This is a genomic window from Labrys okinawensis, from assembly GCF_002982075.1.
GTDB classification, from domain to species: Bacteria; Pseudomonadota; Alphaproteobacteria; order Rhizobiales; family Labraceae; genus Labrys; species Labrys okinawensis_A.
Map to the genome: position 1 here is coordinate 396,635 of NZ_PUEJ01000004.1, position 22,788 is coordinate 419,422.

Below are 22,788 nucleotides of genomic sequence, written 5' to 3' on the forward strand. Positions count from 1 at the left end.
AACGCATGCGCTTCAGGGCCAGAGGCGATGGCGTTTTGCGATTGGAGGGAATCACCCGCCAATCGCAAAGCCGCGTCGGACCAAAAAGCCGGAGTAAAGAGCGTCCACGCGTGAACGCGCTTTGCTCCGGAGAGCGCCATCCTTCCGCCCCACTCGGCGGGTTACAACCCTCCGGGTGGTGAATCGCTCTTGTTCCCGCCCGCTGCAATCCGGATCGTTCATGCGCTCGCTTCTTCTCGCCGCCGTGCTGCTCGGCTGCCTCATCGGACCCGCTGCGGCCCATCCGCATGTCTTCGTCAATTCGGCCAGCGAGATCGTTTACGACGACAAGGGGCGCGTAACCGGCGTCAAGCAGCACTGGACCTTCGACGAGGCCTTCTCCTCCTATGCCACGCAGGGACTTCAGCAGAGTGCGGATGGCAGCTACAGCCGCCAGGCCCTTGCCCCGCTGGCGCAGACCAATGTCGAGAACCTCAAGGATTTCGGCTATTTCACCTTCGCCAAGCTCGGCGGCAAGGAGCTTTTGTTCAAGGATCCGGTCGACCCCTATCTCGATTTCACCAACGGCGTCCTGACCCTGCATTTCTTCCTGCCGCTGTCCTCCCCGCAGACGCAGGGGCAGAAGGCCCTGGCGATCCAGATCTACGACCCGACCTATTACGTCGCTTTCACCCTTGATGACGAGACCCCCGCCAAGCTCGACGGCTCCCCGCAGGGTTGCGCACTCAACGTCATCAGGCCCAAGCCGCTGAGCGAGGAGCAAAAGGCCGCCGCCCTGCAGCTTGACGAGGCCTATTTCAGCGCGCTGGACCAGAACAAGGATTTCGGCGCCAAATTCGCCAACAACATCCAGGTGAACTGCCCGTGACAACGGGTACAGGCCGCATTTCCAGGCGGATCGCGCATGCGGCGCCGGCCGTGCTGGTTCTGCTGCTGCTCGCCGCCGGCGAGGCCCTCGCGCAGAAGAGCACGCCCTTCGGCATCAGCCGGCCGGAGCAATCGATCACCGGCCCCGCCAGTCCCTTCCTCGCCTGGATCCTCAGCGAAACCGCCCGCTATTATCAGCTGCTCGTCGACGCCCTGAAGGAATCCAAGCAGAACGGCACCGCCAGCCTCGGGCTGATCGCCCTCAGTTTCGGCTATGGCGTCTTCCATGCCGCCGGTCCCGGCCACGGCAAGGCGGTGATTTCCTCCTATCTGTTCGCCAATGACGAGGCGGTGAAACGCGGCATCGCGCTCTCCGGCGCCTTTGCACTGGTGCAGGCGCTGTCCGCCATTGCCATGGTGTCGGTGCTGGCCGCCATTCTCAACGTCACCGCCCAGACCATGGATGCCTCCACCCTGATGCTGGAGCGCCTCTCCAATTTCATGGTGATGGCCGTGGGCGCCTGGCTGTTCTGGCGCAAGGGCCGCGCCCTCTGGGGGCTGATCGCCGCCCGCTTCGGCCTGCCCGGCGCCAGCATCCATGTCCATGACGCCAATTGCGGCCATCTCGCCTTGCCGACCGACAGCGAGACTGCCAAGCGCAACAATATGCGGGCTATCCTTGCCGCCGGCCTCAGGCCCTGCACGGGCGCCATCATCGTGCTGGTGTTCGCCTGGCGGCAGGGAATCTACGGCTCCGGCATCATCGCGACCTTCGCCATGGGCCTCGGCACCGCCCTCACCATCGCCGTCATTGCCACCGTCGCGGTGCTGGCCAAGAGCCTCGCCGTCCGCCTTGCCGCCCCGCAAAGCTTTGCCGCCGCCATCACGGTGCGCACGCTTGAAATGGGCCTTGCGTTCATGGTCTTCGCGCTCGGCCTCATCCTGCTTGCCGGCGTGATAAATTTACCCTCCGCATAGGCCCTGCCATCGCCAAAATGCTTGGCCGTAAAAAAGCCGCGCAGTATGATGGTGCAAGGTGTGCCGAAAGGTGCGCCCAGCGCGACTTTCCGGCTCAATCCGCAGGAAGAAGCGGCCAGCCGGAGGCGGCCGGAGGATCGACCGATGGGCCAGCAGATAGAAGCCGTCGTCCAGCGCCTGAGGCGCTTCGCCCGGGCGCTCAGCCAGGATTCCGACGGGGCGGATGCGCTGGTCCTCGAGATCCTGTCGGCGCATGAAGGCAAGCGTCTCGACTATACCCGCCTGCTTACGGCCCTGATCGCCCGCCGCCGCGACCTCGACGACCGTGAAAATCAGCTCAAGACACAAAGGCCGCCGATCAAGGCCGGCTGTTCCGGCCATCCCGACATCCTGCGCGCCTTCGAGCGCCTGCCCCTGGGCGATCGCGAAGTCCTGGCCCTGATCATTATCGAAGGGCTGGACTACGAAACCGCCGCGGCCGTGCTCGCTGTACGCGAAGAGGCCTTCATCGCCCGTCTCACCCGAGCTCGCGAGGCCTTTTCGCGCCAGGTGGACGGACAGCGCCACGCCGTGCTGCGGATCGTGAAATGACCGAACCCACCCGTATTCCGGATCGGATCTTCAATGCCCTGGTCGATGGCCGGCTCTCCGCGCGGGTGGAGCGGGAAACGCGCGAGGCGCTGGAGACCGATCCCCAGGGCAGCGAGCGTGCCGCGACCTGGCAGCGCCAGAGCGAGGCTCTGCATGCGGCTCTCGCTCCCATCGCGCGCGAACCCCTGCCGCTTTCGATGATGCTGAAGCTCCGCCACGACAAGCCGGTCGCATGGCATCGTGACAGCACGCTTTGGACCTATATCGGGGTTTTCGTCGCCGGCATCGCCGTCGGCCTGGCTCTCGACCTCGCCATGCCGACCTTGCGTGCTCTGATCGGCATTTGATTTTGATATTTCAGTAATACTGAAAATCGCACAACATTTCAGTTGAAATTAAAAACCTTCATGCCTAAGTTGGCGGCATGAAACTCGACGCCTGGCTCAAGCAGACCGCCACCCCCCGCAGCGCCTTCGCCAAGACGGTTGGGCTGTCGCCTGCGAGCATCACCGCCCTGTGCAACGACGAGACGGCGTGGATTTCCCGCGAAACCGCCGGACGCATTGCCGAAGCAACCGGCGGCAGCGTCACTCCCAATGATTTTCTGGGCCTCGCCCCGGTTCGAGACCATCTCAAGGAGACTGTCGTGTCCCATCAGAAGATTCAGGCCGCCATCGAGGCCTTTGCCCGCGGCGAGATCGTGGTGGTGGTCGACGACGACGACCGCGAGAACGAAGGCGACCTCATCATCGCCGCGAGCCACCTCACCACCGAGAAGATGGCCTTCATCATTCGCCATTGCTGCGGCATCGTCTGTGCGCCCCTGACGCTGGAGGAGGCTAAGCGCCTGCGACTCGATCCCATGGTGTCGCAGAACGACGCTCCGCTCGGCACGGCCTTCACCGTCACCGTCGACGTCAAGCATGGCCTGACCACCGGCATCTCGGCCGAGCAGCGCGCCAACACGGTGCGGGCGCTCGCCAATCCCAATATGGGCGCCACGGACTTCGTGCGCCCCGGCCACATCTTCCCGCTCATCTCCAAGGAAGGCGGCGTGCTGATGCGCTCCGGCCATACCGAGGCGGCGACGGACCTGTGCAAGCTCGCCGGCCTGCCCCAGGTCGCGGCGATCTGCGAACTCGCCAATGATGACGGCACCGTCAAGCGCGGCCCCGAAGTCATGGCCTTCGCTGAGACCCACGGCCTGCATGTGGTTTCGATCGCCGATCTCATCGCCTTCCGCCAGGCCCGCGAAAAGCTGGTCGAGCGCGTGGCGACCTTCACCGTGGAGAGCGAGATCGGGCCGCTCACCGCCTATGCCTACACCACGCCCTATGACGAAGTGCAGCAACTCGCCTTCGTCTATGGCAAGATCGGCGACGGCGAGAACGTGCCGACCCGCCTGCATCGCGCCGATGTGGTGACGGATGTGTTCGGCGGCGCCAAGACGCTCGGCACCTCCCTCGCCAAGTTCAAGGAAGCAGGCCGGGGCGTGATCGTCTATCTGCGCGACGGCACCGCGGGCGTCCCCATGGTGACGCACGGCTCGGACCACGGTTCGGAGGCCGTACGCAACGAACAGTGGCGCGAAGTCGGGCTCGGTGCCCAGATCCTGCGCGACCTCGACGTCTCTTCGATCAAACTGCTCTCGACCAAGCCGCGCACCTATATCGGCCTCAGCGGCTTCGGCATCGAGATCAAGGGCACGGAGACGGTGTGATCCGGCGGCGAGCCGCTTTGCATCGCGGCTCGATCGCGCGTCCGATATTGCTCCTCCAGCCATTCGATGAAAACCCGCAGGCGTGGTGACAGCGGACGCGCCTGCGGATAGAGCACATGCACGGGAATCGGCAGCGGCGGAAATTCGCTGAGGATTTCCACCAGCGTCCCGTTCGCGAGTTCGGAACGCACGCGATAAAATGGGATCTGGACGATACCCAGGCCCGCGCACCCCATGGCGAAATTGGTCTCCGGGCCCGCCACCGTAATGTCGATCGGCAGGTTCACTTCCCGAACCTTGCCCGAGACGGTGAAGGTGAAGGCCGCACTGGCAGGCTGATCGGGCGCCAAGAGCCCAACCCGCCGGTGGCCGTTTGCCAGATCCTCGGGTGTGCGAGGGGTGCCGAACCGCGCGAGATAGTCGGGACTGGCGAAGGTACCCCGCCTCAGCTCAGCGAGCTTGCGGCGGACGAGCGATGTGTCCGTCAAGGCCCCGGCCCTCACGATGCAGTCGATTCCCTCCCGCACTAGGTCGAGCGGCTGGTGGATCTCGACGACGCGGCAACCCCGCGGCCGATTGGACGCGTGAGCTCGCCCATGCAGCCAAGGCCATCAATGGCCGGGCTCCCGTGCATCTGATCTGGACACGCGAAGACGATATCAAGGGCGGCTTCTATCGGCCGATGGTGCTGCACAGGATCCGTGTCGGCCTGACCGCAGGCGGTGCGATCTGGGGCTGGGAGCACCACCTTGCCAGCAAACCCATTTTCACCGGCACCCCCTTCGAGGCGACCAGCGTGAACAAGGAAGGGCTCGATATCACCAGCGTCGAGGGCGTGGCCGATACGCCCTACGCCATTCCGGACTTCCACGTCGTGCAGCACAACGTGGATTCGCCCGCACCCGTGCTTTGGTGGCGCTCCATCGGCCATACGCACACCGCCTTCGTCATGGAGACGGTGATCGACGAGTTGTCAACGATCGCCGGCATCGATCCCGTCGCGTTCCGTCTCGATCTGCTCAAGGACGACGCGCGCAATGTCGCCGTGGTGAAGCTGGCTGCCGAGCAAGCCGACTGGGGCAAGGCTATGCCGAAGGGCAAGGGGCGCGGCATCGCCTTTCACAAATCCTTCGGCACCCGCGTGGCGATGGTGGCCGAAGTCACAGTCGAGGACCAGGCGGTGAAGGTCGAGCGCATGGTGGCGGCCATTGATGTCGGTATCGCCGTCAATCCTGACGTACTCACCGCTCAGATCGAGGGCGCCATCGGCTTCGCGCTGTCCATGGTCTTGCGCAACCGCATCACCTTGAAGGACGGCATGGTCGAGCAAAGCAATTTCGACGATTACGAACCCACACGCATGCGCGAAATGCCGCGTGTGGAGGTGCATATCGTCAAGTCGACGCAAGCGCCCACCGGCATCGGCGAGCCAGGTCTGCCGCCGGTCGCTCCGGCGATCGGCAACGCCGTGGCCGCGGCGATCGGCCGGCATCTGCGCGGTCTGCCGCTCGATCTCTCGCAAACGACGTGAGAAGACAACCCCCGAGGGAGCGATCGGGATATGCGAGTGAGACCCGCTTCTTCTCACACCGGCAGCGCGGTCGTCTTCTTGACGCTTCGTAGCGCAAGCGTCGACTGCACGCGCACCACGCCGGGAAGCTGGGTGAGGATTTCGGTGTGGATGCGCTCGAAATCGGCAGCATCAGCATAGGCCACACGGACCATATAGTCGGCTGCGCCGGCCAGGAGGCAGCATTCCGTCACCTCGGGATGACGCTGGATCGCCGCCTCGAAGGCATCGAGCGCACCGCGTCCCTGCTGGTCCAGCGTGACGAGCACGAAGGCCACGCCCGGCAACCCGGCTTCCTTTTCATCCAGCAGCATGACGTAGCGCGAGATCAGTCCACGTTCTTCCAGAAGCTTGACCCTTCTCAAGCAGGCGGAGGGCGAGAGATTGACCTTTTCGGCGAGGTCGACATTGGTCAGGCGGCCATCGGCCTGCAGCAGCCGGAGAATGGCGCGGTCGCGACTATCGAGCGATATCGAGGATTTTGGCATAAATAGCGATCAAGGCATCATTCTATCGCATACTATGCGACAGAACGCCCCAAACACCAGAGTTTTCCGCGAGAAATTGCGCGATTTCCGCGCCAACATGCCTTTCTAGCCTAAAGCCCGACGACAAGGGCCGGCCTCATCACCAGACAAGGCAAAAACAATGCTGATCGGCGTTCCCAAGGAAATCAAGGACAATGAATTTCGCGTCGGCCTGATCCCCTCTTCCGTTGCGGAATTGGTGCATCACGGCCACAAGGTCTGGGTCGAGACCAATGCTGGGGTCGGCGCCGGATTGTCGGATGCCGATTATGCCGGCGCCGGTGCCGAGATCGTCGACAACCCCGACATCCTGTTCGCCAAGGCGGACATGATCGTGAAAGTCAAGGAACCGCTGGCGGTCGAACGCAAGAAGCTACGCCAGGGCCAGATCCTGTTCACCTATCTGCATCTGGCGCCCGATGCGGACCAGACGCATGACCTCGTCGCCTCCGGTGCCGTCTGCATCGCCTATGAGACCGTGACCTCCGCCACCGGCGCCCTGCCCCTGCTGACGCCGATGTCGGAAGTCGCCGGACGCCTGGCACCGCAGGTCGGCGCCCACAGCCTGGAAAAGGCCCAGGGCGGCCGCGGCATCCTGCTCGGCGGCGTTCCCGGCGTTCCCGCGGCAGAGGTCGTCATTCTCGGCGGCGGCGTCTCGGGCACGCATGCGGCGACCATCGCCGTGGGTATGGGTGCGAAGGTCACCGTGGTCGACCGCTCGGCCGAAGCTCTCAAGCGGCTGGCTGCCCAGTTCGGCACGTCGATCTCCACCGTGTTCTCGACCCGCTCGGCCATCGAGGAACTGGTGAAGCGCGCCGATCTCCTGATCGGCACCGTGCTGGTCCCCGGCGCCGCAGCTCCCAAGCTGGTCAGCCGCGACATGGTGCGCAGCATGAAGCCGGGCGCCGTGATCGTCGACGTGGCCATCGACCAGGGCGGCTGCATCGAGACCTCGAAGGCGACCACCCACTCAAACCCGACCTATGTGGTGGATGGCGTGGTGCATTACTGCGTCGCCAACATGCCGGGCGCGGTGGCGCGCACCTCGACGTTCGCGCTCAACAATGTCACCCTCCCCTTCGCGGTGGCGCTGGCCGACAAGGGCTGGAAGCAGGCCCTGCGCGACGATCCTCATCTGCGCAACGGCCTCAATGTGGTGGATGGCAAGATCACCTGCCGCCCGGTGGCGGAGGCGCATAATCTGGCTTATGTCAGTACGGAAAGTGTTCTCCAGGCCTGACCAGGCATCGACTGGAGGCATCGAGAGCGTTTTTCAGAAAAGTTGACAAACTTTCGACGAAGAACGCGCCGAAACAAACGGTTGGAGAGCAAGTGCGATTTTGAGAAATCGCGCTTGCTCTTGAGGATGCCTCCGGCGAGGCCTTTGCCGGGCTGGGTCAGTGTGCCGAAGCCGAGGTCGCCGCGTCGACCTTCTTAAACGGTACCGGTACCGGCTTGATCTTGGTCGAGGTCAACAATCTGGCGGCGGCGAAAACCAGGATGGCCGGCACGATGAGATCATCGGTGCGTCCGCCGCTCAGCGAATTCGGGATGAGATTGTACAGGAAAGCGTAGTAGAGGCCAGCAAAGGCCAGCAGCCCCATGGCAATCAGAGGGTTGCGCCTCTTGCCAAGCAGCCTCGCCTTGCGCCTGAAATAACGTCTTGTCCGCATCGCGAGAGATGGGCGGGCCAATGGTTTGCTGGTCGAAAGAGGCGGCGGTGCTGCAACGACCTCTTCGGTTCCCGCGGCCAGGATACGCGCTGCCTGCGCCTTCATCATCTGCACGTACCGGTCATCCTGAATCTCGGGATAAGCGGCCAGCATGTCCATGATCATCCTGACCGTCTCCGGCTTGAGATTCATGCCGCGGCCAGCCTTGCCGACATTGATGCGGCTGCCTTGGGACCTTGCGGCCTCCAGACCAGCGGCTATTTGCGCAGCATTCGCGGGAATGCCGGCAAATGCCAACATCTCGCTTATCGCCTTGTTCTGATCGACGACGAAATCCTCATACATGAAGATCCGGGCTGCCTTCGAACTGCGCCAGCCCATATAGAAATTGATGTACCAGGGGATCGCCAGCATGGCGATCATATGTTCGAGCTCGGCCTCGTCGCGGTTCAAATGCTGCTTGTCGAGATAGAAGAAGGGATTGACCGGGCTCTCGCGATGCACGTGGTCCCGGATGCTGACCACGACATCGAAGAGACTGCGGATCAGGACGATGATGGAGACGTCATAGTCACGGCACAGTTCCTCGGTCCAGGTACTGTGCTTGATATGGTGCTGAGCGATGTAATCAAGCCCGGCGTTTTGCGCCAGGCGGATCTCGCACAGTTCCTGCTCGCGGCGTCCATAGCTTGGAATCAAATTGACTGAATTAAGTTTCACCGCGTTTGCTATGGCGCTGGTTATGAATGTCGAAGCCGACTTCGGCATGCAGGCCACAAGAACATGGTGCGACATCGCGTCTCCCTCGCTCGAACAATCGTTCCCGATGGTCGGGTATTGTCCCGCTACTCGCCTTCCCCCCAAGCGCTACCCAGCGTCACCTGACGGAAACACACTTTCCCGGATGGTTCAACCTGCGGTTTATTCTCAGTTATTCCACGGGGCCTCGGCCCCCGTCGGATAGGCGCCAGGACAACGCCGCCTCTCGTCTGAAGTTCCAAGCTCGGCAAACTATCCGTCAGTCCCGCTTGCTTCCGGGCGCCCGAGACTGCTTCACGGCACTCATCATTTTGGAATGACTACAAAAATTGAGCTGGATGGATCGCACCGGGGCCGCAGACCCGAAGGTCGAAGCAGGATCAAGGACGCGCGGTATTCCCCGGCCGTCCCCAACCCCGCCAGCCGGGTCGCGCGCTTATCCGATCAACAGAAATTTTCTCCGGGGACTGCGATTTACGACGCGACCTTCGGGAAGCAGAACCGCAAGGGCCAGAACGGGCGAAAACCTTGGCAAGGAATCATCGGCGCGATGCTTCGGCCGGCGTCGCCGCCGGTCTGTTCAGAGTGAGCCGCCTGCCCTATCGCTCGGCGGCAGCGCGGGCAAGCCTGTCGCGTATGGCCTCGCCCAAGCCCTCGCCGGGGATGGGAGCGACGGCGATCGCATGGATGTCGGCCCGGTCGAGCAGACGCAGCATGCCGAAAAGATTGGCGGCGGCTTCGGTGAGGTCGCCATTGGGGCTGAGATTGGCGGCGACGTGCGGCTGCCCGCCCCCGCCACCCGGCCCAAAGCCGAGCCAAGCCTCGTCGGGGCCGGCCTCCTCGGCGTCGAGCCTGACATGGGCTCGAGGCGCATAGTGGGAGGCCAGCATGCCGGGGGCAACCGGCTCGTCACCTGCGCCCTCCGGTCCCTCGGCGAGGGCAAGGCCGAGCACATCCTCGATCATGTCCCGCGACAGCCCGCCGGGCCGGAGCATCGCCACGCGATCGCCGAGGCAGGAGAGGATGGTCGATTCGACGCCGACCTGGGTGGCGCCTCCATCCACGATGGCATCGATGCGGCCGTCGAGATCGGCGGCGACATGGGCCGCCGTCGTGGCGCTGACATGGCCGGAGCGATTGGCCGAGGGTGCGGCGACCGGCCGGCCGACCGCCTCGAGAACGGCATGGGCGACAGGGTGATCGGGCACGCGCAGGGCCACGCTGTCGAGCCCGGCGGTGGCGATCTCGCTGACCGTGCAGGTCGGCGCCTTCGGCACCACCAAAGTCAGCGGCCCCGGCCAGAAGGCCCTGGCGAGGCGTTCTGCCGCCGGCGAAAAGACACCCTGGCCGCGGGCCAGTTCGAAAGAAGCCAGATGCGCAATCAAGGGATTGAAGCGTGGCCGCCCCTTGGCCTCGTAGATGCCGGCAACCGCCCGCCCATTGGTGGCATCGGCACCCAGGCCATAGACCGTCTCGGTGGGAAAGGAGACCAGTCCGCCCTCCGCGAGGATGCGTCCCGCCGTCGCCAGGGAGGATGGATCGGATCCGAGATGCAAAGTGTTTCGATGTGTCATCCGGGTGCGCCATCCGCTCTTTTGTTGATCGATGCGTGATGCGCCATTGCCCGCAGCGGCGCATTCCGTCAAGGTCGAAGGCGCGCAATGGAGTTCAAGAACCAACAATGACCTATCAAGCGCCTGTCTCCGACATTGCCTTCTCGCTTCGTCACGTCGCCGATATGGACGCGTTACAGAGCGAAGGACTGTTCCCTGACGCAACGCCGGATCTTGTCGACACCATCCTGGAGGAAGCCGGCCATTTCGCGACCGACCGCATTGCCCCGCTCAATCGCGAGGGCGACCGGATCGGCGCCCGGCTCGAACAGCAGGGCGTGGTGACCGCTCCGGGCTGGCGGGAGGTCTATGCCGATTGGAGCGGCGGCGGCTGGAACGGCCTGGCGGGACCTGTCGACTTCGGCGGGCAAGGCCTGCCCCTGCTGCTCAACGCAGCCTGCCTTGAAATGTGGAACTCGGCCTCCATGGCCTTCGGCATCGGCCCCGTGCTCACCATGGGCGCCGTCGAGGCGCTCGCCGCCCATGCCACGCCGGAATTGCGCGAAACCTATCTTGCCAAACTGGTCAGCGGCGAGTGGACCGGCACGATGAACCTGACGGAGCCACAGGCCGGCTCCGACCTCGCCGCCTTGCGCAGCAGGGCCGAACGGCGCGACGACGGCAGCTACCGCATCTTCGGGCAAAAGATCTTCATCACCTATGGCGATCATGACCTGACGCCCAACATCGTACATCTGGTGCTTGCCCGCCTCCCCGATGCGCCAGCAGGCACGCGCGGCATTTCGCTGTTCCTGGTGCCGAAATATCTGCCCGATGCCGAGGGTAATCCGGGCCGGCGCAACGATGCGTTCTGCTCCGGCATCGAGCACAAGCTCGGCATCCACGGCTCACCCACTTGCGTCATGGTGTTCGGGGACGAAGGTGGTGCCGTCGGCTACCTCGTCGGCGAGGAGCACAAGGGCCTGGCCTGCATGTTCACCATGATGAACAATGCCCGCCTTGCCGTCGGCCTGCAGGGCGTTGCCATCGCCGACCGGGCCTACCAGCAGGCCCTTGCCTATGCGCGCGAGCGCCGCCAGGGCAGGAGTCCGCTCTGGCAGAATGGCGGCATGAGCCCGATCATCGAACACCCCGACATCCGGCGCATGCTGCTGGAAATGCGGGCGAAAATCGTGGCGGCCCGCGGCATTTCCTATCTTCTCGCCGCGGCGATCGACCGTTCCCATCACGAAACCGATGTCGACAGGCGCAGACAAGCTGCCAACCGCGCGGCTTTGCTCACCCCGGTGGCCAAGGCCTTCTCCACCGATATCGGCAACGAAGTCGCCTCGCTCGGCGTCCAGGTCCATGGCGGTATGGGCTATATCGAGGAGACCGGCGCCGCCCAGCATTTCCGCGATGCCCGCATCGCCGCGATCTATGAAGGCACCAACGGCATTCAGGCGATCGACCTCGTCACACGCAAGCTGCCGCTCGAAGGGGGCGATGTTATCGGCGACTTCATCGCCGAGTTGCGAGCAACCGTCGCAACCGTCGCGGCCAGCGAACGCTTCGCCTCGCTCGCGCCTTCTTTGGGGCGCTCCGTCAATGCCCTGGAACGGGCCACGGCCTATATGCTGGCGCCTCGCGAGCGGCCCGAGGACGTCCTGACCGGCGCCACGCCCTATCTGCGCGTCTTCGCCATCGCCGCGGGCGGCGCCGTGGTGGCGAAGGAAGCGCTGGCGGCCGCAGCCATCGATCCGCACGAGCCCGCCAACCGGCTGCGCATCGACACGGCGCATTTCTACGCCACGCAGATTTCGCCGCAGGCCGAAGGGCTCGCGGAAAGTGCGGTTAGCGGCTACGTTGCCGCCGGACTCGAAACCGTTCTCTGACAGGATCCCCTGAATGTCGCTTGCCAACAAAACCCTGTTCATCACTGGCGCCTCGCGTGGCATCGGGCTCGCCATCGCGCTGAGAGCAGCCAGGGATGGCGCCAACATCGCCATTGCGGCCAAGACGGAGACCCCCCATCCAAAGCTGGAGGGCACCATCTACACGGCTGCCGATGCGATCGAGAAGGCGGGTGGCAAGGCGCTGCCGCTGGTGGTCGACGTACGCGACGAGGACAGCGTCAAGGAGGCTTTCGCCAAGACCGCGGCGCAGTTCGGCGGCGTCGACATCGTGGTCAACAATGCCTCGGCCATCCAGATGACCAAGACGGCGGACACCGAGATGAAGCGCTTCGATCTGATGCATCAGATCAATGCGCGCGGCACCTTCCTGGTCTCGAAGACGGCGCTGCCCTATCTCGAAAAGGCGCCGCAGCCGCATATCCTGATGCTGTCGCCGCCGCTCGACATGAAGGAGAAGTGGTTCGCTCCCCACACGGCCTACTCCATGGCGAAGTTCGGCATGAGCCTGGTGGTCCTCGGCCTCGCCGGCGAGACGCGCGGGCGCATCGGCGTGAACGCCTTGTGGCCCCGGACCACCATCGCCACCGCTGCGATCAAGAACATTCTCGGCGGCGAGGCCCTGATGCGTCGTTCGCGCAAGCCGGACATCCTGGCAGATGCCGCCTATCGCATCTTCAACAAGCCGGTCAGTTTCTCCGGCAACTTCCTGATCGACGACACCTTCCTTCATGGCGAGGGCGTCACCGATTTCGAAGCCTATCGCGCGGTCCCAGGCGAAACCCTGGCGCCTGACTTTTTCGTGCCTGACGATTCGGTGCCGCCTCCCGGCGTGGTGATCGGCGAGTCCATGCACTGAAGCATCTTGCGCTTCGGGGGGATTGCGCCCAATCGCAAGATGCTCGAGGACCGAAGAATGGACGTCGGTCTTCGGTACGCATGATGCAACTGCAAAGACTGGCAGCACCGGTCCGAGGTCGGAATCGGGTCCGGCGTTGTCCGTCATAAGGAGAATCCGGCATGACGACGCTGTTGGTGACGCATCCGTCCTATGCCCGGCACGAGACACCGCGGGGACATCCCGAGCGAGTCGACCGTATCCTGGCGGTGGAAGCGGTGCTCGCCACTTCCTTGTTCGACGCGCTGGAGCGTATCCAGGCGCCGGAGGCCTCGATCGAGATGATCGAGGCCTGCCACCCGCGCACCTATATCGAGACCTTGCAGCGCCTGAGCCCGCATGATGACGAGGGATTGGCACAGCTCGACGGCGATACCACGATGTCATCGGGCAGTCTCGAGGCGGCTTTGCGTGGCGCCGGCGGCGCCACGCTGGCCGTGGACCATGTCATGACCGGCAAGGCCAAGAACGCCTTCAGTGCCTCCCGCCCGCCCGGGCACCATGCCGAGCCGCAACGGGCAATGGGATTTTGCCTCTTCAACAACGTCGCCATCGCGGCCCGCCATGCCCAGAAGGCTCATGGCGCCGAACGCGTGGCGATCGTGGATTTCGACGTGCATCACGGCAACGGCACCCAGGCGATCTTCTGGAAAGATCCCAGCGTGCTCTATGCCTCCACCCACCAGATGCCGCTCTATCCCGGCACCGGTGCCGCCAGTGAGACCGGCGAGGCCGGCACCATCGTCAATGCCCCGCTCAGGCCCGGCGAGGGCGGCAGCGAGTTCCGCGAGGCCATGCAGAAAGTGATCCTGCCGCGCCTGCAGGACTTCGCGCCCGATCTGATCCTGATCTCGGCCGGCTTCGACGCCCATAAGCGCGATCCGCTCGGCGGCCTCAATTTCGTCGAGGAGGATTATGCCTGGGCAACCTCAGTGTTGATCGACCTTGCGGCCAGGACGGCGGGCGGACGTATCGTCTCCGTGCTCGAAGGCGGCTACGACCTCACCGCCCTCGCCCGCTCCAGCGCCGTGCATGTCGCCACCTTGATGCAGGCCTGACAGCAGGCCTCTGTGATCGGAACTCATCGCGTGGCGATGGAGGCGATAAGCTGTTCCACGCGTATCAGCGGCGAACGAAGATATCGAATTAGGATTTGAAGATATGTTCGAATTGCCGCGCATGGCCTGCCGGGGGATTTGGCTGGCACCGCGCGATACTGCATTTTGAGACGTATCTTATCCTCGACAGAAAGGAGTGCCCGTCGTCAGCCAATGTACCAGACCGATGGCACCAGCTGGTCCCGACCACCTCATGCTGCCTAGAGCAAAGCGCATTTAAACGGAAACGCTGCATTGCTCTAACTATTTGATTAGACGCGGCTTTGCGGTTCTTGGCGATTCCGCCAAATTGCAAAACGCTTCAGCCTAACCGTCAAGAACGAGAGGCCATATTGAGTCATCCTGGGATCATGGAGATCCGAGCATGCCGATAATGCGTAAGATTTTGCTCGCTGCAGCAGCCTTGGTCGTGATCGGAGCGGCCGTCGGCGCGAGCGTTTACTATTTCACGAAAGGCGTAGCCGATACAGCCAGCGCTTTTTTTGCGACCATCGCTTCCACAGGGCCGGAGGTCGCCTATCGCAGTGCCTCACCGGCGTTCCAACAGGCAATGAGCGAAAGCAGTTTCACCGCGCTCGTAAATCGGGCCGGCCTGACGCGGTTCAAAAGCGCGTCATGGCCCGAGCGGGCGGTCGAAAACGGCCAAGGCAGCGTGTCCGGTACGCTGATGCTGGACGGGGACGTGTCTTTGCCTGCCAAGGTGCAATTGATCAAGAACGCAGCAGGCGCGTGGAAGGTCTTTAATTTTACCCTGCAGATGCCCGGCGGCGCTCAACAAGGCGAGCCACAGCCCCGGCCGGCAAGCGGAGACCAGGTTTCGGCCTTGATCGGGGATAGGGCCTGGTCGGCGGATGGCCTCTCGCTCGTGGTCCTGAAGCTGGGCAACACCGTTCTTGTCAACACCGCACCCGTCGTCAAGCCTGACAGCACGATCGACGCAACGTCACTGCGCCTGCAATTCGACGCAAAAACCACCGGCGCCCAGAAGCTCACCCGGAACTGTCAGAAGAACGAACCTTGCATCGAACTCAGCGCGAATGACAGCCATTACAAGATCGACGAGAGTCCGAATGCAGCGGCCATACTGACCATCACGAAGATGGACGCGGGCAGGATCGAAGGTGAGTTCTCCGCCGATATGATCTCTCTGGAAGGCAAGCTCGCGATTCACCAAGGCCGCTTCGTCGTCTCGGTGAAATGACCGTGCAAAGCAGGAGGCGCCAACCATGATCTCGAAACATGCCCTTGCCGGCCTGCTGCTGCTTGTCGCCCAATCCGCAAATGCGCAATCGGACGCCGAGATGGCGACTTGCGTCGATCGCGCCGACGGCGTTTCGACCAAAATGCTCGAATGCGGAAAGGCAGAGATTGCCAAGTGGAACGCCAGGCTTGATATCGCCTACCAGGCCTTGCTGCATAGGGAAAAGGGCTCCAGGCGGGCAAAGCTGCAAGCAGAACAAAAAGCCTGGCTTATCCATCACAGCATCGAAACCCGGCGCCTTGCGAGCGATCCCGACACCGGATCCGGCGCCTTTATGATCTCACAAAGCTTCGAGCTGGATGATATCGCCAAGCGCACGCGCGAGCTGGAGAGGCGCGTTCACAACAAAGACTAACCCTGCCTCGACGAGGCAGGGTCTCTCGCAATCGCGAAGCCGAAGGGGCTTTCAATCCCATTCAGGCTCGGGAATAGGATTCCGGCGGATATCAATCGCCATCCTCGAAGAACTGCCACTTGCCCTGCGGGCTGATGCCGAGGCGATAGAAGGAATAGACGCCCTTGTCCTGCATGTCCTGGAAATCGCCGGCGGTAATCAGGCGGAACAGCTCGACCATCTGCGGGCCGGTCAGCTTGTTCAGGGGATAACGCGCGAAATAGGGCCAGACATAGGCCTCCTGCGGCGTGCCGGCATCCACATGGACATAGCCCGCCTCGAGCACGTCCTCCATGATGGCGAGAATCTCCCGGCCCTTCGGATCGCCGGCCAGCAGCTTCAGCGTCGCAATAGGATCGTCGCTCTCGCCGCCGGGCAGATCGGGATTGCCGCCATTGGCGGCAAAGATCGGGCGCAGTGATTCCAGTTCGCCCGTCTTGATCGCCGCTAGCAGTTTCTGCCTCAGTTCCCTCACCGGCGCCGGCAAGTCGGCGTCGCCATAAAAGACCTGGGGCGTGGCCTGAGCGCCCGCGCTGTCGTCGTTTGCGGGCGTGGTGACCGTCACGGTGGGCGTCTGGGTGCTGACGGGCGGTGACGAGCCGGGCGCATTCTTGTTCGTGTCGTTGGCCGCTTGCGACGGCAAGGCGCCGAGCAGGGTGGCAGCGAGAACGGCAAGGGTCATCAGGCGCATGGGCGGCATCAATCCGGGATCAGGCGAATCACGGCATTCGCTTGGCACCAGCCTAGCACTACAGTTGCCCTTCCCGAAAGAAGGCAGGCGGGAGGCGGCGTGTCGGGCCGCGGTCGACGCGCCAAGCCGCCCATCACATTCTATTGATGGGTTCCCTTCACCGTGAACTCGCCATTGCGCACCCGCTCCGGCAGGCGCTCGGCAAAGCGGGCGACGGGCTCCTCGCCATAGGTCGCGACCAACTCCTTGAAGGCGGCAAAGAGAGCCGCATTGGCCACGCAATCGCCGTCGATGCCATCGAGAATGGCTTCCTCCCAGGCCTGCAGCAGATAGTCGAGCGCTGCCCGCCGGGCATCGTCTGCGGCGAATTGCTGTTTCAGATGGGTAACGCGATCATACATGACAAAATCCTGCCGCGGCGATGGCTGCGGGCGCACCGGACCATAGCACGCTGGTGTCCCAGGAATAGACACTTCCAAATTAATCGTTAACGGCCGTAACGCGCTTCCAGTGCCTTGATGATGGTAGCGCTCTCGTCGAGATAGAGGCGGATCACCGTGCCTGCGGCCTCGTTGCAGCTGCGGTAGCTCTCGCTGAAACTGCGATAGCCCCGGTTGAAGGCACCGGCGAAGCGAGCCTTGGCGGCCTCGTCGAATCCCTGCGCCTCGGCCAGCGCATTCATCTTGTCACGCCAGGCCGGTGCATCCGCAAAGCCGCACAGGCCGCGCAGATAGTGCAAGGCGCCCATCAGTTCGGCGAGCCGCAGCAATTGCGGTTCATAGGGCGCGATCTGGGGCGCCGCCGGCGCCGGCGGCGGCTGCGTGGGCCTGGGGGGCGGCGTCTGCGCGAAGGCCGCAGCCATAGCCGTTGCAAACGCCAGCAAGGCGGCAGGCAGGATCCGGCGGCCGCTCACAGCATCCTCCTGGCGGCGGCAACGATGTCGGCCAGCCCGTCAGTCAGTGGCAGGTCGTCGAGGGTCGAGGGATCGGCCCAGCGAAAGCTCAAGGTTTCCTCGCTGAGCCGCGGTTCGCCCTGCGCCGAACGTCCCACGAAGACCGCCACCACGAAATGGCGCTGCACGGCCCCCACTCCATCACGGGCGATCACCTCGTGATGGCGCACGAAACCGGTAATCTCAATCTCCAGCCCCGTCTCCTCACGGACTTCCCGCCTTACCGCTGCTTCCAGGGTTTCACCCAGTTCCACCACACCTCCCGGCAGCGAGAACAGGCCCTGACCCGGCGCTCGCGCCCGCTCGCCCAGCAATACCTTGCCGTGGCGGAAGAGAGCGATGCTGGCTGCGAGAATCGGTCGGGGGGGATAGGATCGCGCTGCTTCCGTCATGGTGACACTATTGGCGGCGACATCCTGCCTCGCAACCCCTTTCAAGGTCATGACCGGCCGTTTTGCGCTCACCCATACGCCACGAGAGGTGCGGGACTGGTTCGGCTATGTCGAGGAGCCGGATTTCCCGCCGCGCGCCAATATCGCGCCGAGCCAGCCCATCGCCGTGGTGCATGCCGACTTCTCGGCGCGGCATTTCACCTTGATGCGGTGGGGCTTCATTCCGGCCTTCATCAAGGATACGGCCGGCTATCCGCTGTTGATCAACATCCGCTCCGAGACGGTGCAGGAGAAGCCCTCCTTCCGCAACGCCTTTGCGCGGCGACGCTGCCTGGTACCGGCGGACGGCTTCTACCAATGGCAGAAGCAGGGACGCACGAAGCGGCCTTATCTGCTGCGTCGGCCCGGCGGCGGTCTCATGGCCCTGGCGGCAATCTGGGAGACCTGGTCGGGCTATGACGGCAGCGAGATCGATACGGTCGGCCTTCTCACCACCGATGCCAGCGGTACTCTGGCGGCACTCGGCGACCGCAGCCCGGTGCTGATCGAAGCCGACGCCGTGGCCCTCTGGCTCGACCCGCTGACAAAGCCCGGCGAAGCAGCCGCCCTGCTGCGGCCGCCGGCCGCCGATAGGCTCGAACTGGCGCCGGATGCACCGGATCTGGGCCGCGGCCTCTGACAATCCAGCACTACTGCCGGAACTCTGGTTTCCAGGTGCCTTTCTGTCATTACGAGCGAGCAGCGGAATTACGACTGCAATACCAGCCCCTTCGCGCGGATTCTGGATAGCCGGGTCGAGCGCGGCTATGAAAAAATGGAGCGTTTCCTACTCAAGTGAACTCCATTGGCGGCCCTCCCCCTTGCGATGCCGGAGGCGGAAATGGCGGGTGTTCAAATTCTTAGCGAAATCTTGTGAGACAGGACGGCTTCCTGTTCGACGAGATTCGATCCCGAAGGAAAGACGATGATGAAGTTCCTATCCGCCACTCTCGCGCTTGCAGCCGCAGCGACCCTGGCCGGGTGCAGTGCCGGTGTCAGCGTCGGCAGCGCAACCTATAGCGCCGATGAGCGAGGATCGACCTATTGCTCACGCAGTGTCGGCGCCAGCATCGAGGCTCCGGACGCAAGCGGCAGCGGTGTGCACCGCCAGCGCGGCTGCGTGACCCGTCCAGCTGTCTACGATGAGGACTGAACCTCGCCGGGTCATCCACGCTTCGGCTTGGCGGTGGCCGAGGTTTTTTCGGGCTTGGGAGGCCTGGGAGTCAGCCAGGTCGTGATTTGGTGTACCTTCTTGGCAGCCCCAGCCTGCGAGAGATAGCTTGTCTGCCCAGGCAGGCCCATCGGATACGCCGCATCGCGCATGCGCTCATAGTCCCGCGTTTGCTCGCCGCATTGCTTGGCCCGCATGTCGGGAGGGCTGCGCTTGGTGTCGTTGGCAAGGGCGGAGAGCGTTTTGTCACCGGGTGAAAGCTCGCCGGCAAACGCCTGGGTAAAATACATCGCCGCCCGTTCGTTGCGTTCGCGCTCGGTCGTCGCGCCCATCACGACCACCATGACCTGCCTACCGCCTCTCTCGGCAAGGGCGACCACATTGTTGCCCGACGCGCAGAGATAGCCCGTCTTCAAGCCTCGAACGCCGTCGAAACGGGTCAGCAAGGCGTTGTGGGATTCCACGGTCTTTCCGTCGATGACGACAGCCGACGTTTCGAAAAAGCGGCGATATTCAGGAAACTGCCTGGTAATGGCGATGCCGAGCAGCGCCATGTCGCGCGCCGTCGACTTCTGCCGGCGATCGAACAAGCCGTTCGGGTTGACGAACCGGCTGCCCGTCATTCCCAACCGCCTGGCGGCATCGTTCATCGCCTTGACGAACGCCTCTTCCGAACCTGCAACCGTCTCGGCTACGGCCATGGCGACATCGTTGGTGGAGCCCGAAATGACGGCGAAGAGAGCGTCCTCAAGCGTCATGGTGCTGCCGGCATGCAGGCCCGAGTCGAGGAACTTCTGCTTCGCCGCATGCTCGGAAAGGACCACCGGCGTATCCAGTGAAACACGCCCGGCGCGAATGGCCTCGAAGGTGACGAAGGCCGTCATCAACTTGGTCGTCGACGCCGGAAACCAGGGACGACCTGCCTCCTCGGCATAGAGCACCTGCTGGTCTGCGACATCGACGACGAGAATGGGCGTCGCATCCGACGCGCGCGCAGGGCCGTGAAGCGCCAAAATGAGCGCCACGCATCTGAGACTCTTCCAAAACATCCTGTTCATATCCCTTTCGGTCGCCGAAGCGGCCCAATCAATGAAGCGTTTCTATGACGCTCGCGTCTCACCCCTGTGCAAGATTCACGGCGCATCGCCCGGCGCCGGCGCGAACAGCCCCGATCAGCCGCTCCCCCGCGCGGCACGCGCCACCGCGGTGCGCAGCAATTCGGCATTGTCGGCAGCCCTGGTCCCGTCCGGCAAATCGGCGCCATCCTCCAGGCCGATGCGGCGGTCGAGACCCAGGCGCACGGCTTCGTCATGCATCGGCCATTGGGTCAGATCGCTGCCATGCAACTGGACCGGCAGGCGGAGACCGGCATGGCGCAAGACAGCGAGGATCTCGTGGGCGACATGCAGACCGGCCGTTGTTTCCTGTTCCTCGATCTCGACGAGCACGCGCAGGCATCGTTCGGCGGAAGGCAGCGCCACCAGGCGCAAGGCGTCGGCGACCGTAGCCAGCCCCGCTTCGATGCCGATGCGGCACTGGATCATCAGCGCCATGATCTCCGGCGCATCCTCTTCGCTGAGATTGACCGAAACATAGTCCGGCAGGATCCGCCATTCGCGCATCGGTGCCTGCCGCGCCCGCCCGACCGGCGGAATGGTCCACAGGGTTGAAATGCCGATCGGCACGCCCGGCACGCTTGCGCGGATCGCTTGCAGCGCCGCGGCAACATCGGCCGGCTCCAGGCTCTGCTCGCCGGTTTGTCCACGAGGATGGACATGCAGTTCCTCGGCTCCGGCCTCGACGGCCGCCTTGGCATCGCGCGCTAGTTCGGCCGGTGAACAAGGCAGCGCCGGGTGGAAATCGCGGCTCCTGCTGCCGTTCAGGCAAGCTTGCAGCATCGTCCTCTCCCTGATCACATTCCTTTGCGGACTCCCGCGCCTGCGGCGCCAACGCCCCTGTGTCCGCGTGACTGCCGTCCCGATGGTCGCGGCGCCGGTGGCGATCACGCCAAAGGAACGCCCGCCAACCATATGCGCGCCACAATAAAGCGTCTTCCGGAAAAAGGGGTAGACCTTTCCAAAAAGAAAACGCGTCAGAACAAAGAGTTAGAGAGCAAGGCGCCCGCCTGCCCCCGTGTGATCGGGTGGATCGCCCAAACAGGTCAGAGCACCTTGCCGGGATTCATGATGCCCTTGGGATCGAACGTCGCCTTGATCGCACGCATCATTTCCAGCTCCACCGGATCCTTGACCCCCGGCAGCAGCTTGCGTTTGGCCTGGCCGATGCCGTGCTCGGCCGAGATGGAACCGTGGAACTCGGCGACGATGGCGTGGACGATCTCGTTGGTCTTTTCCCACTTGTCCAGGAAGGCCTGCTTGTCGCCGCCCACGGGCTGGGAAACATTGAAGTGGATATTGCCGTCGCCGAGATGGCCGAAGGGCAAGGGACGCGCACCGGGAATGAAGGCCTCCACGGCGGCGATGGCCTTGTCGAGGAAAGCCGGTACGAGCCGGATCGGCACCGAGACGTCGTGCTTGATCGAACCGCCTTCGAAACGTTGGCTCTCCGACAGCAATTCGCGCAGGCGCCAGAAATCGGCGGCCTGTTCGAGCGAGGCGGCGATCACGGCATCGCGGGCATAGCCCTGCTCATAGGCCGTCATCAGCATGGCTTCTAACGCCTCGTTCACGCCGCCCTCGGCGGAGTTCGACACTTCCAGCAGCACATACCAGGGATAGCTGCCTTCGATGGGGTCGCGGGCGTCGGCAACATGGCGGATGACGAAATCGATGCCAATGCGCGGCATCAGCTCGAAGGCCGTCACGGTACCGCCGCCGTTCTCGCGGGCGACGTTGAGGAGCGCTAGCGCCGCCGCCGGACTGTCGACGCCTATGAAGGCCGTACCGACGGAGCGCGGCTTGGGAAACAGCTTCAGCACCGCCGCGGTGACGATGCCGAGCGTGCCCTCCGCCCCGATGAAGAGGTTCTTCAGGTCGTAGCCGGTGTTGTCCTTGCGCAGATGGCGCATGCCATGCCAGATCCGTCCGCCCGGCAGCACGACCTCCAGGCCCATCACCAGGTCGCGCGTATTGCCATAGGCAATCACGCCGGTGCCGCCGGCATTGGTGCCGATATTGCCGCCGATGGTACAGCTTCCCTCCGACGGCAAGGTGAGCGGGAAGAAGCGCCCGGCCGCCTCGGCCGCCTCCTGCACGCGCTGCAGGGTCACGCCCGCCTCGACGTCGATGGTGTTGCTGTCGGGATCGACGGCGCGGACCTTGTCGAGGCGCTTGAGCGACACCAGCAGCTCATTGCCTTCCGCATGCGGAACCTGGCCGCCGACCAGGCCGGTATTGCCGCCCTGCGGCACGATCGGCGTGCCCGTTTCGTTGGCGAGCTCGAGGATCGCCGCCACCTCCTCCACCGTGCCGGGCAGCAGCACCAGCGGCGTCTTGCCATGATAGCGGTCGCGCCATTCCTTCAGGAAGGGCTGCTGGGCATCCGCATCGGTAATGGCATAGCGCTCGCCGACAAGGGCGGCGAAGCGGGCAAGGAGGTCGGGAGAAAGCGGAGCGGACATGAAGGCGATCCTGGCTACGGCGTATTACGGTCGGTAGACGCGGCTTGAAATGCAAAGACGCGCCAACATGAAGAGGCAGAGCAAGGCACGGTCACACTTGAACGCGCTTTGTGTGAGAGCAAAGCGCGTTTATGTATAACC

The 22,788-nt window shown here is 63.8% G+C and carries 24 protein-coding genes and 1 pseudogene; 14 read left to right on the forward strand and 11 right to left on the reverse strand.

Annotated elements, in window-relative coordinates:
- Nucleotides 1-220 precede the first annotated feature (220 nt).
- The 5 genes from C5L14_RS12170 to ribB all read left to right on the forward strand — a co-directional run bounded on the left by C5L14_RS12170 (nt 221) and on the right by ribB (nt 4,156).
- Nucleotides 221-868, forward strand: coding sequence for a DUF1007 family protein (locus C5L14_RS12170; RefSeq protein ID WP_105862307.1), 648 nt, complete (start codon nt 221-223; stop codon nt 866-868).
- Nucleotides 865-1,845: a nickel/cobalt transporter gene (locus C5L14_RS12175; RefSeq protein ID WP_105862308.1), complete on the forward strand. Its 981-nt coding sequence runs from the start codon at nt 865-867 to the stop codon at nt 1,843-1,845. Before C5L14_RS12170 ends, C5L14_RS12175 begins: the two co-directional genes overlap by 4 nt.
- Nucleotides 1,846-1,989: 144 nt before the next feature.
- A complete protein-coding gene (locus C5L14_RS12180) occupies nt 1,990-2,436 on the forward strand; it encodes a sigma factor-like helix-turn-helix DNA-binding protein (protein ID WP_105862309.1) in 447 nt (148 codons plus the stop codon).
- Nucleotides 2,433-2,783, forward strand: coding sequence for an anti-sigma factor family protein (locus C5L14_RS12185; protein WP_105862310.1), 351 nt, complete (start codon nt 2,433-2,435; stop codon nt 2,781-2,783). Before C5L14_RS12180 ends, C5L14_RS12185 begins: the two co-directional genes overlap by 4 nt.
- A 77-nt stretch (nt 2,784-2,860) precedes the next feature.
- Nucleotides 2,861-4,156, forward strand: coding sequence for a 3,4-dihydroxy-2-butanone-4-phosphate synthase (gene ribB, locus C5L14_RS12190; protein WP_105862311.1), 1,296 nt, complete (start codon nt 2,861-2,863; stop codon nt 4,154-4,156).
- On the opposite strand, the gene C5L14_RS12195 is transcribed toward ribB, so the two are convergent.
- Nucleotides 4,102-4,644, reverse strand: a complete 543-nt coding sequence (locus tag C5L14_RS12195; RefSeq protein WP_245443359.1) for a LysR substrate-binding domain-containing protein — start codon at nt 4,642-4,644, stop codon at nt 4,102-4,104. The genes ribB and C5L14_RS12195 overlap by 55 nt on opposite strands.
- Before the next feature lie 50 nt (nt 4,645-4,694).
- On the opposite strand from C5L14_RS12195, the pseudogene C5L14_RS12200 reads away from it, so the two are divergent.
- Nucleotides 4,695-5,687 (forward strand): annotated as a pseudogene (locus tag C5L14_RS12200) (molybdopterin cofactor-binding domain-containing protein); the annotation flags it as partial.
- 53 nt (nt 5,688-5,740) lie between these two features.
- Here the strand turns inward: C5L14_RS12200 and C5L14_RS12205 are convergent.
- Entirely contained in the window at nt 5,741-6,214 is a 474-nt protein-coding gene (locus tag C5L14_RS12205) for an Lrp/AsnC family transcriptional regulator (RefSeq protein WP_105862314.1), read from the reverse strand.
- A gap of 160 nt (nt 6,215-6,374) precedes the next feature.
- On the opposite strand from C5L14_RS12205, the gene ald reads away from it, so the two are divergent.
- Nucleotides 6,375-7,493 carry an alanine dehydrogenase gene (gene ald, locus C5L14_RS12210; protein WP_105862315.1) on the forward strand — a complete coding sequence of 373 codons (1,119 nt, stop codon included), beginning with the start codon at nt 6,375-6,377 and terminating at the stop codon, nt 7,491-7,493.
- A gap of 157 nt (nt 7,494-7,650) precedes the next feature.
- Here the strand turns inward: ald and C5L14_RS12215 are convergent, their stop codons facing one another.
- Complete coding sequence (locus tag C5L14_RS12215; RefSeq protein ID WP_181161143.1) at nt 7,651-8,646, reverse strand: sulfotransferase domain-containing protein; 996 nt, start codon at nt 8,644-8,646, stop codon at nt 7,651-7,653.
- Between the two features lie 638 nt (nt 8,647-9,284).
- Nucleotides 9,285-10,259 carry an L-threonylcarbamoyladenylate synthase gene (locus C5L14_RS12220; protein WP_105862587.1) on the reverse strand — a complete coding sequence of 325 codons (975 nt, stop codon included), beginning with the start codon at nt 10,257-10,259 and terminating at the stop codon, nt 9,285-9,287.
- Between the two features lie 107 nt (nt 10,260-10,366).
- On the opposite strand from C5L14_RS12220, the gene C5L14_RS12225 reads away from it, so the two are divergent.
- The 5 genes from C5L14_RS12225 to C5L14_RS12245 all read left to right on the forward strand — a co-directional run bounded on the left by C5L14_RS12225 (nt 10,367) and on the right by C5L14_RS12245 (nt 15,783).
- A complete protein-coding gene (locus C5L14_RS12225) occupies nt 10,367-12,133 on the forward strand; it encodes an acyl-CoA dehydrogenase (RefSeq protein ID WP_105862317.1) in 1,767 nt (588 codons plus the stop codon).
- A 13-nt stretch (nt 12,134-12,146) separates the two neighbouring features.
- Nucleotides 12,147-13,010 (forward strand): SDR family oxidoreductase, encoded by an 864-nt coding sequence (locus tag C5L14_RS12230; protein WP_105862318.1) that lies wholly within the window; start codon nt 12,147-12,149, stop codon nt 13,008-13,010.
- A 161-nt stretch (nt 13,011-13,171) separates the two neighbouring features.
- Nucleotides 13,172-14,107: a histone deacetylase family protein gene (locus C5L14_RS12235; RefSeq protein ID WP_105862319.1), complete on the forward strand. Its 936-nt coding sequence runs from the start codon at nt 13,172-13,174 to the stop codon at nt 14,105-14,107.
- A gap of 424 nt (nt 14,108-14,531) precedes the next feature.
- On the forward strand, nt 14,532-15,368 hold the full coding sequence (locus C5L14_RS12240) for a hypothetical protein (RefSeq protein WP_146126898.1): 837 nt from the start codon (nt 14,532-14,534) through the stop codon (nt 15,366-15,368).
- A gap of 25 nt (nt 15,369-15,393) precedes the next feature.
- Nucleotides 15,394-15,783, forward strand: coding sequence for a lysozyme inhibitor LprI family protein (locus tag C5L14_RS12245; protein ID WP_105862321.1), 390 nt, complete (start codon nt 15,394-15,396; stop codon nt 15,781-15,783).
- Between the two features lie 91 nt (nt 15,784-15,874).
- Here C5L14_RS12245 and C5L14_RS12250 read toward each other — a convergent pair whose 3' ends face one another.
- The 4 genes from C5L14_RS12250 to C5L14_RS12265 all read right to left on the reverse strand — a co-directional run bounded on the left by C5L14_RS12250 (nt 15,875) and on the right by C5L14_RS12265 (nt 17,908).
- Nucleotides 15,875-16,513: a hypothetical protein gene (locus tag C5L14_RS12250; protein ID WP_105862322.1), complete on the reverse strand. Its 639-nt coding sequence runs from the start codon at nt 16,511-16,513 to the stop codon at nt 15,875-15,877.
- A gap of 140 nt (nt 16,514-16,653) precedes the next feature.
- Entirely contained in the window at nt 16,654-16,914 is a 261-nt protein-coding gene (locus C5L14_RS12255) for a hypothetical protein (RefSeq protein ID WP_068284643.1), read from the reverse strand.
- An 86-nt stretch (nt 16,915-17,000) separates the two neighbouring features.
- Nucleotides 17,001-17,426, reverse strand: a complete 426-nt coding sequence (locus C5L14_RS12260) for a TIGR02301 family protein (protein ID WP_245443360.1) — start codon at nt 17,424-17,426, stop codon at nt 17,001-17,003.
- Nucleotides 17,423-17,908, reverse strand: a complete 486-nt coding sequence (locus C5L14_RS12265; RefSeq protein ID WP_245443361.1) for an NUDIX hydrolase — start codon at nt 17,906-17,908, stop codon at nt 17,423-17,425. The genes C5L14_RS12260 and C5L14_RS12265 overlap by 4 nt, the downstream gene beginning before the upstream one ends.
- Here C5L14_RS12265 and C5L14_RS12270 point away from each other — a divergent pair.
- Nucleotides 17,907-18,536 carry an SOS response-associated peptidase gene (locus tag C5L14_RS12270; RefSeq protein WP_181161144.1) on the forward strand — a complete coding sequence of 210 codons (630 nt, stop codon included), beginning with the start codon at nt 17,907-17,909 and terminating at the stop codon, nt 18,534-18,536. The two genes, C5L14_RS12265 and C5L14_RS12270, sit on opposite strands and share 2 nt — an antisense overlap.
- A 285-nt stretch (nt 18,537-18,821) precedes the next feature.
- On the forward strand, nt 18,822-19,049 hold the full coding sequence (locus tag C5L14_RS12275) for a hypothetical protein (protein WP_105862325.1): 228 nt from the start codon (nt 18,822-18,824) through the stop codon (nt 19,047-19,049).
- An 11-nt stretch (nt 19,050-19,060) separates the two neighbouring features.
- On the opposite strand, the gene C5L14_RS12280 is transcribed toward C5L14_RS12275, so the two are convergent.
- The 3 genes from C5L14_RS12280 to C5L14_RS12290 all read right to left on the reverse strand — a co-directional run bounded on the left by C5L14_RS12280 (nt 19,061) and on the right by C5L14_RS12290 (nt 22,647).
- The gene (locus C5L14_RS12280; RefSeq protein WP_245443362.1) at nt 19,061-20,092 is read right to left on the reverse strand and encodes a D-alanyl-D-alanine carboxypeptidase family protein; all 1,032 of its coding nucleotides are present in this window, start codon (nt 20,090-20,092) and stop codon (nt 19,061-19,063) included.
- A gap of 147 nt (nt 20,093-20,239) precedes the next feature.
- Entirely contained in the window at nt 20,240-20,965 is a 726-nt protein-coding gene (locus C5L14_RS12285) for a 3-keto-5-aminohexanoate cleavage protein (protein WP_105862327.1), read from the reverse strand.
- 263 nt (nt 20,966-21,228) lie between these two features.
- Nucleotides 21,229-22,647 (reverse strand): FAD-binding oxidoreductase, encoded by a 1,419-nt coding sequence (locus C5L14_RS12290; RefSeq protein WP_105862328.1) that lies wholly within the window; start codon nt 22,645-22,647, stop codon nt 21,229-21,231.
- Nucleotides 22,648-22,788 lie beyond the last annotated feature (141 nt).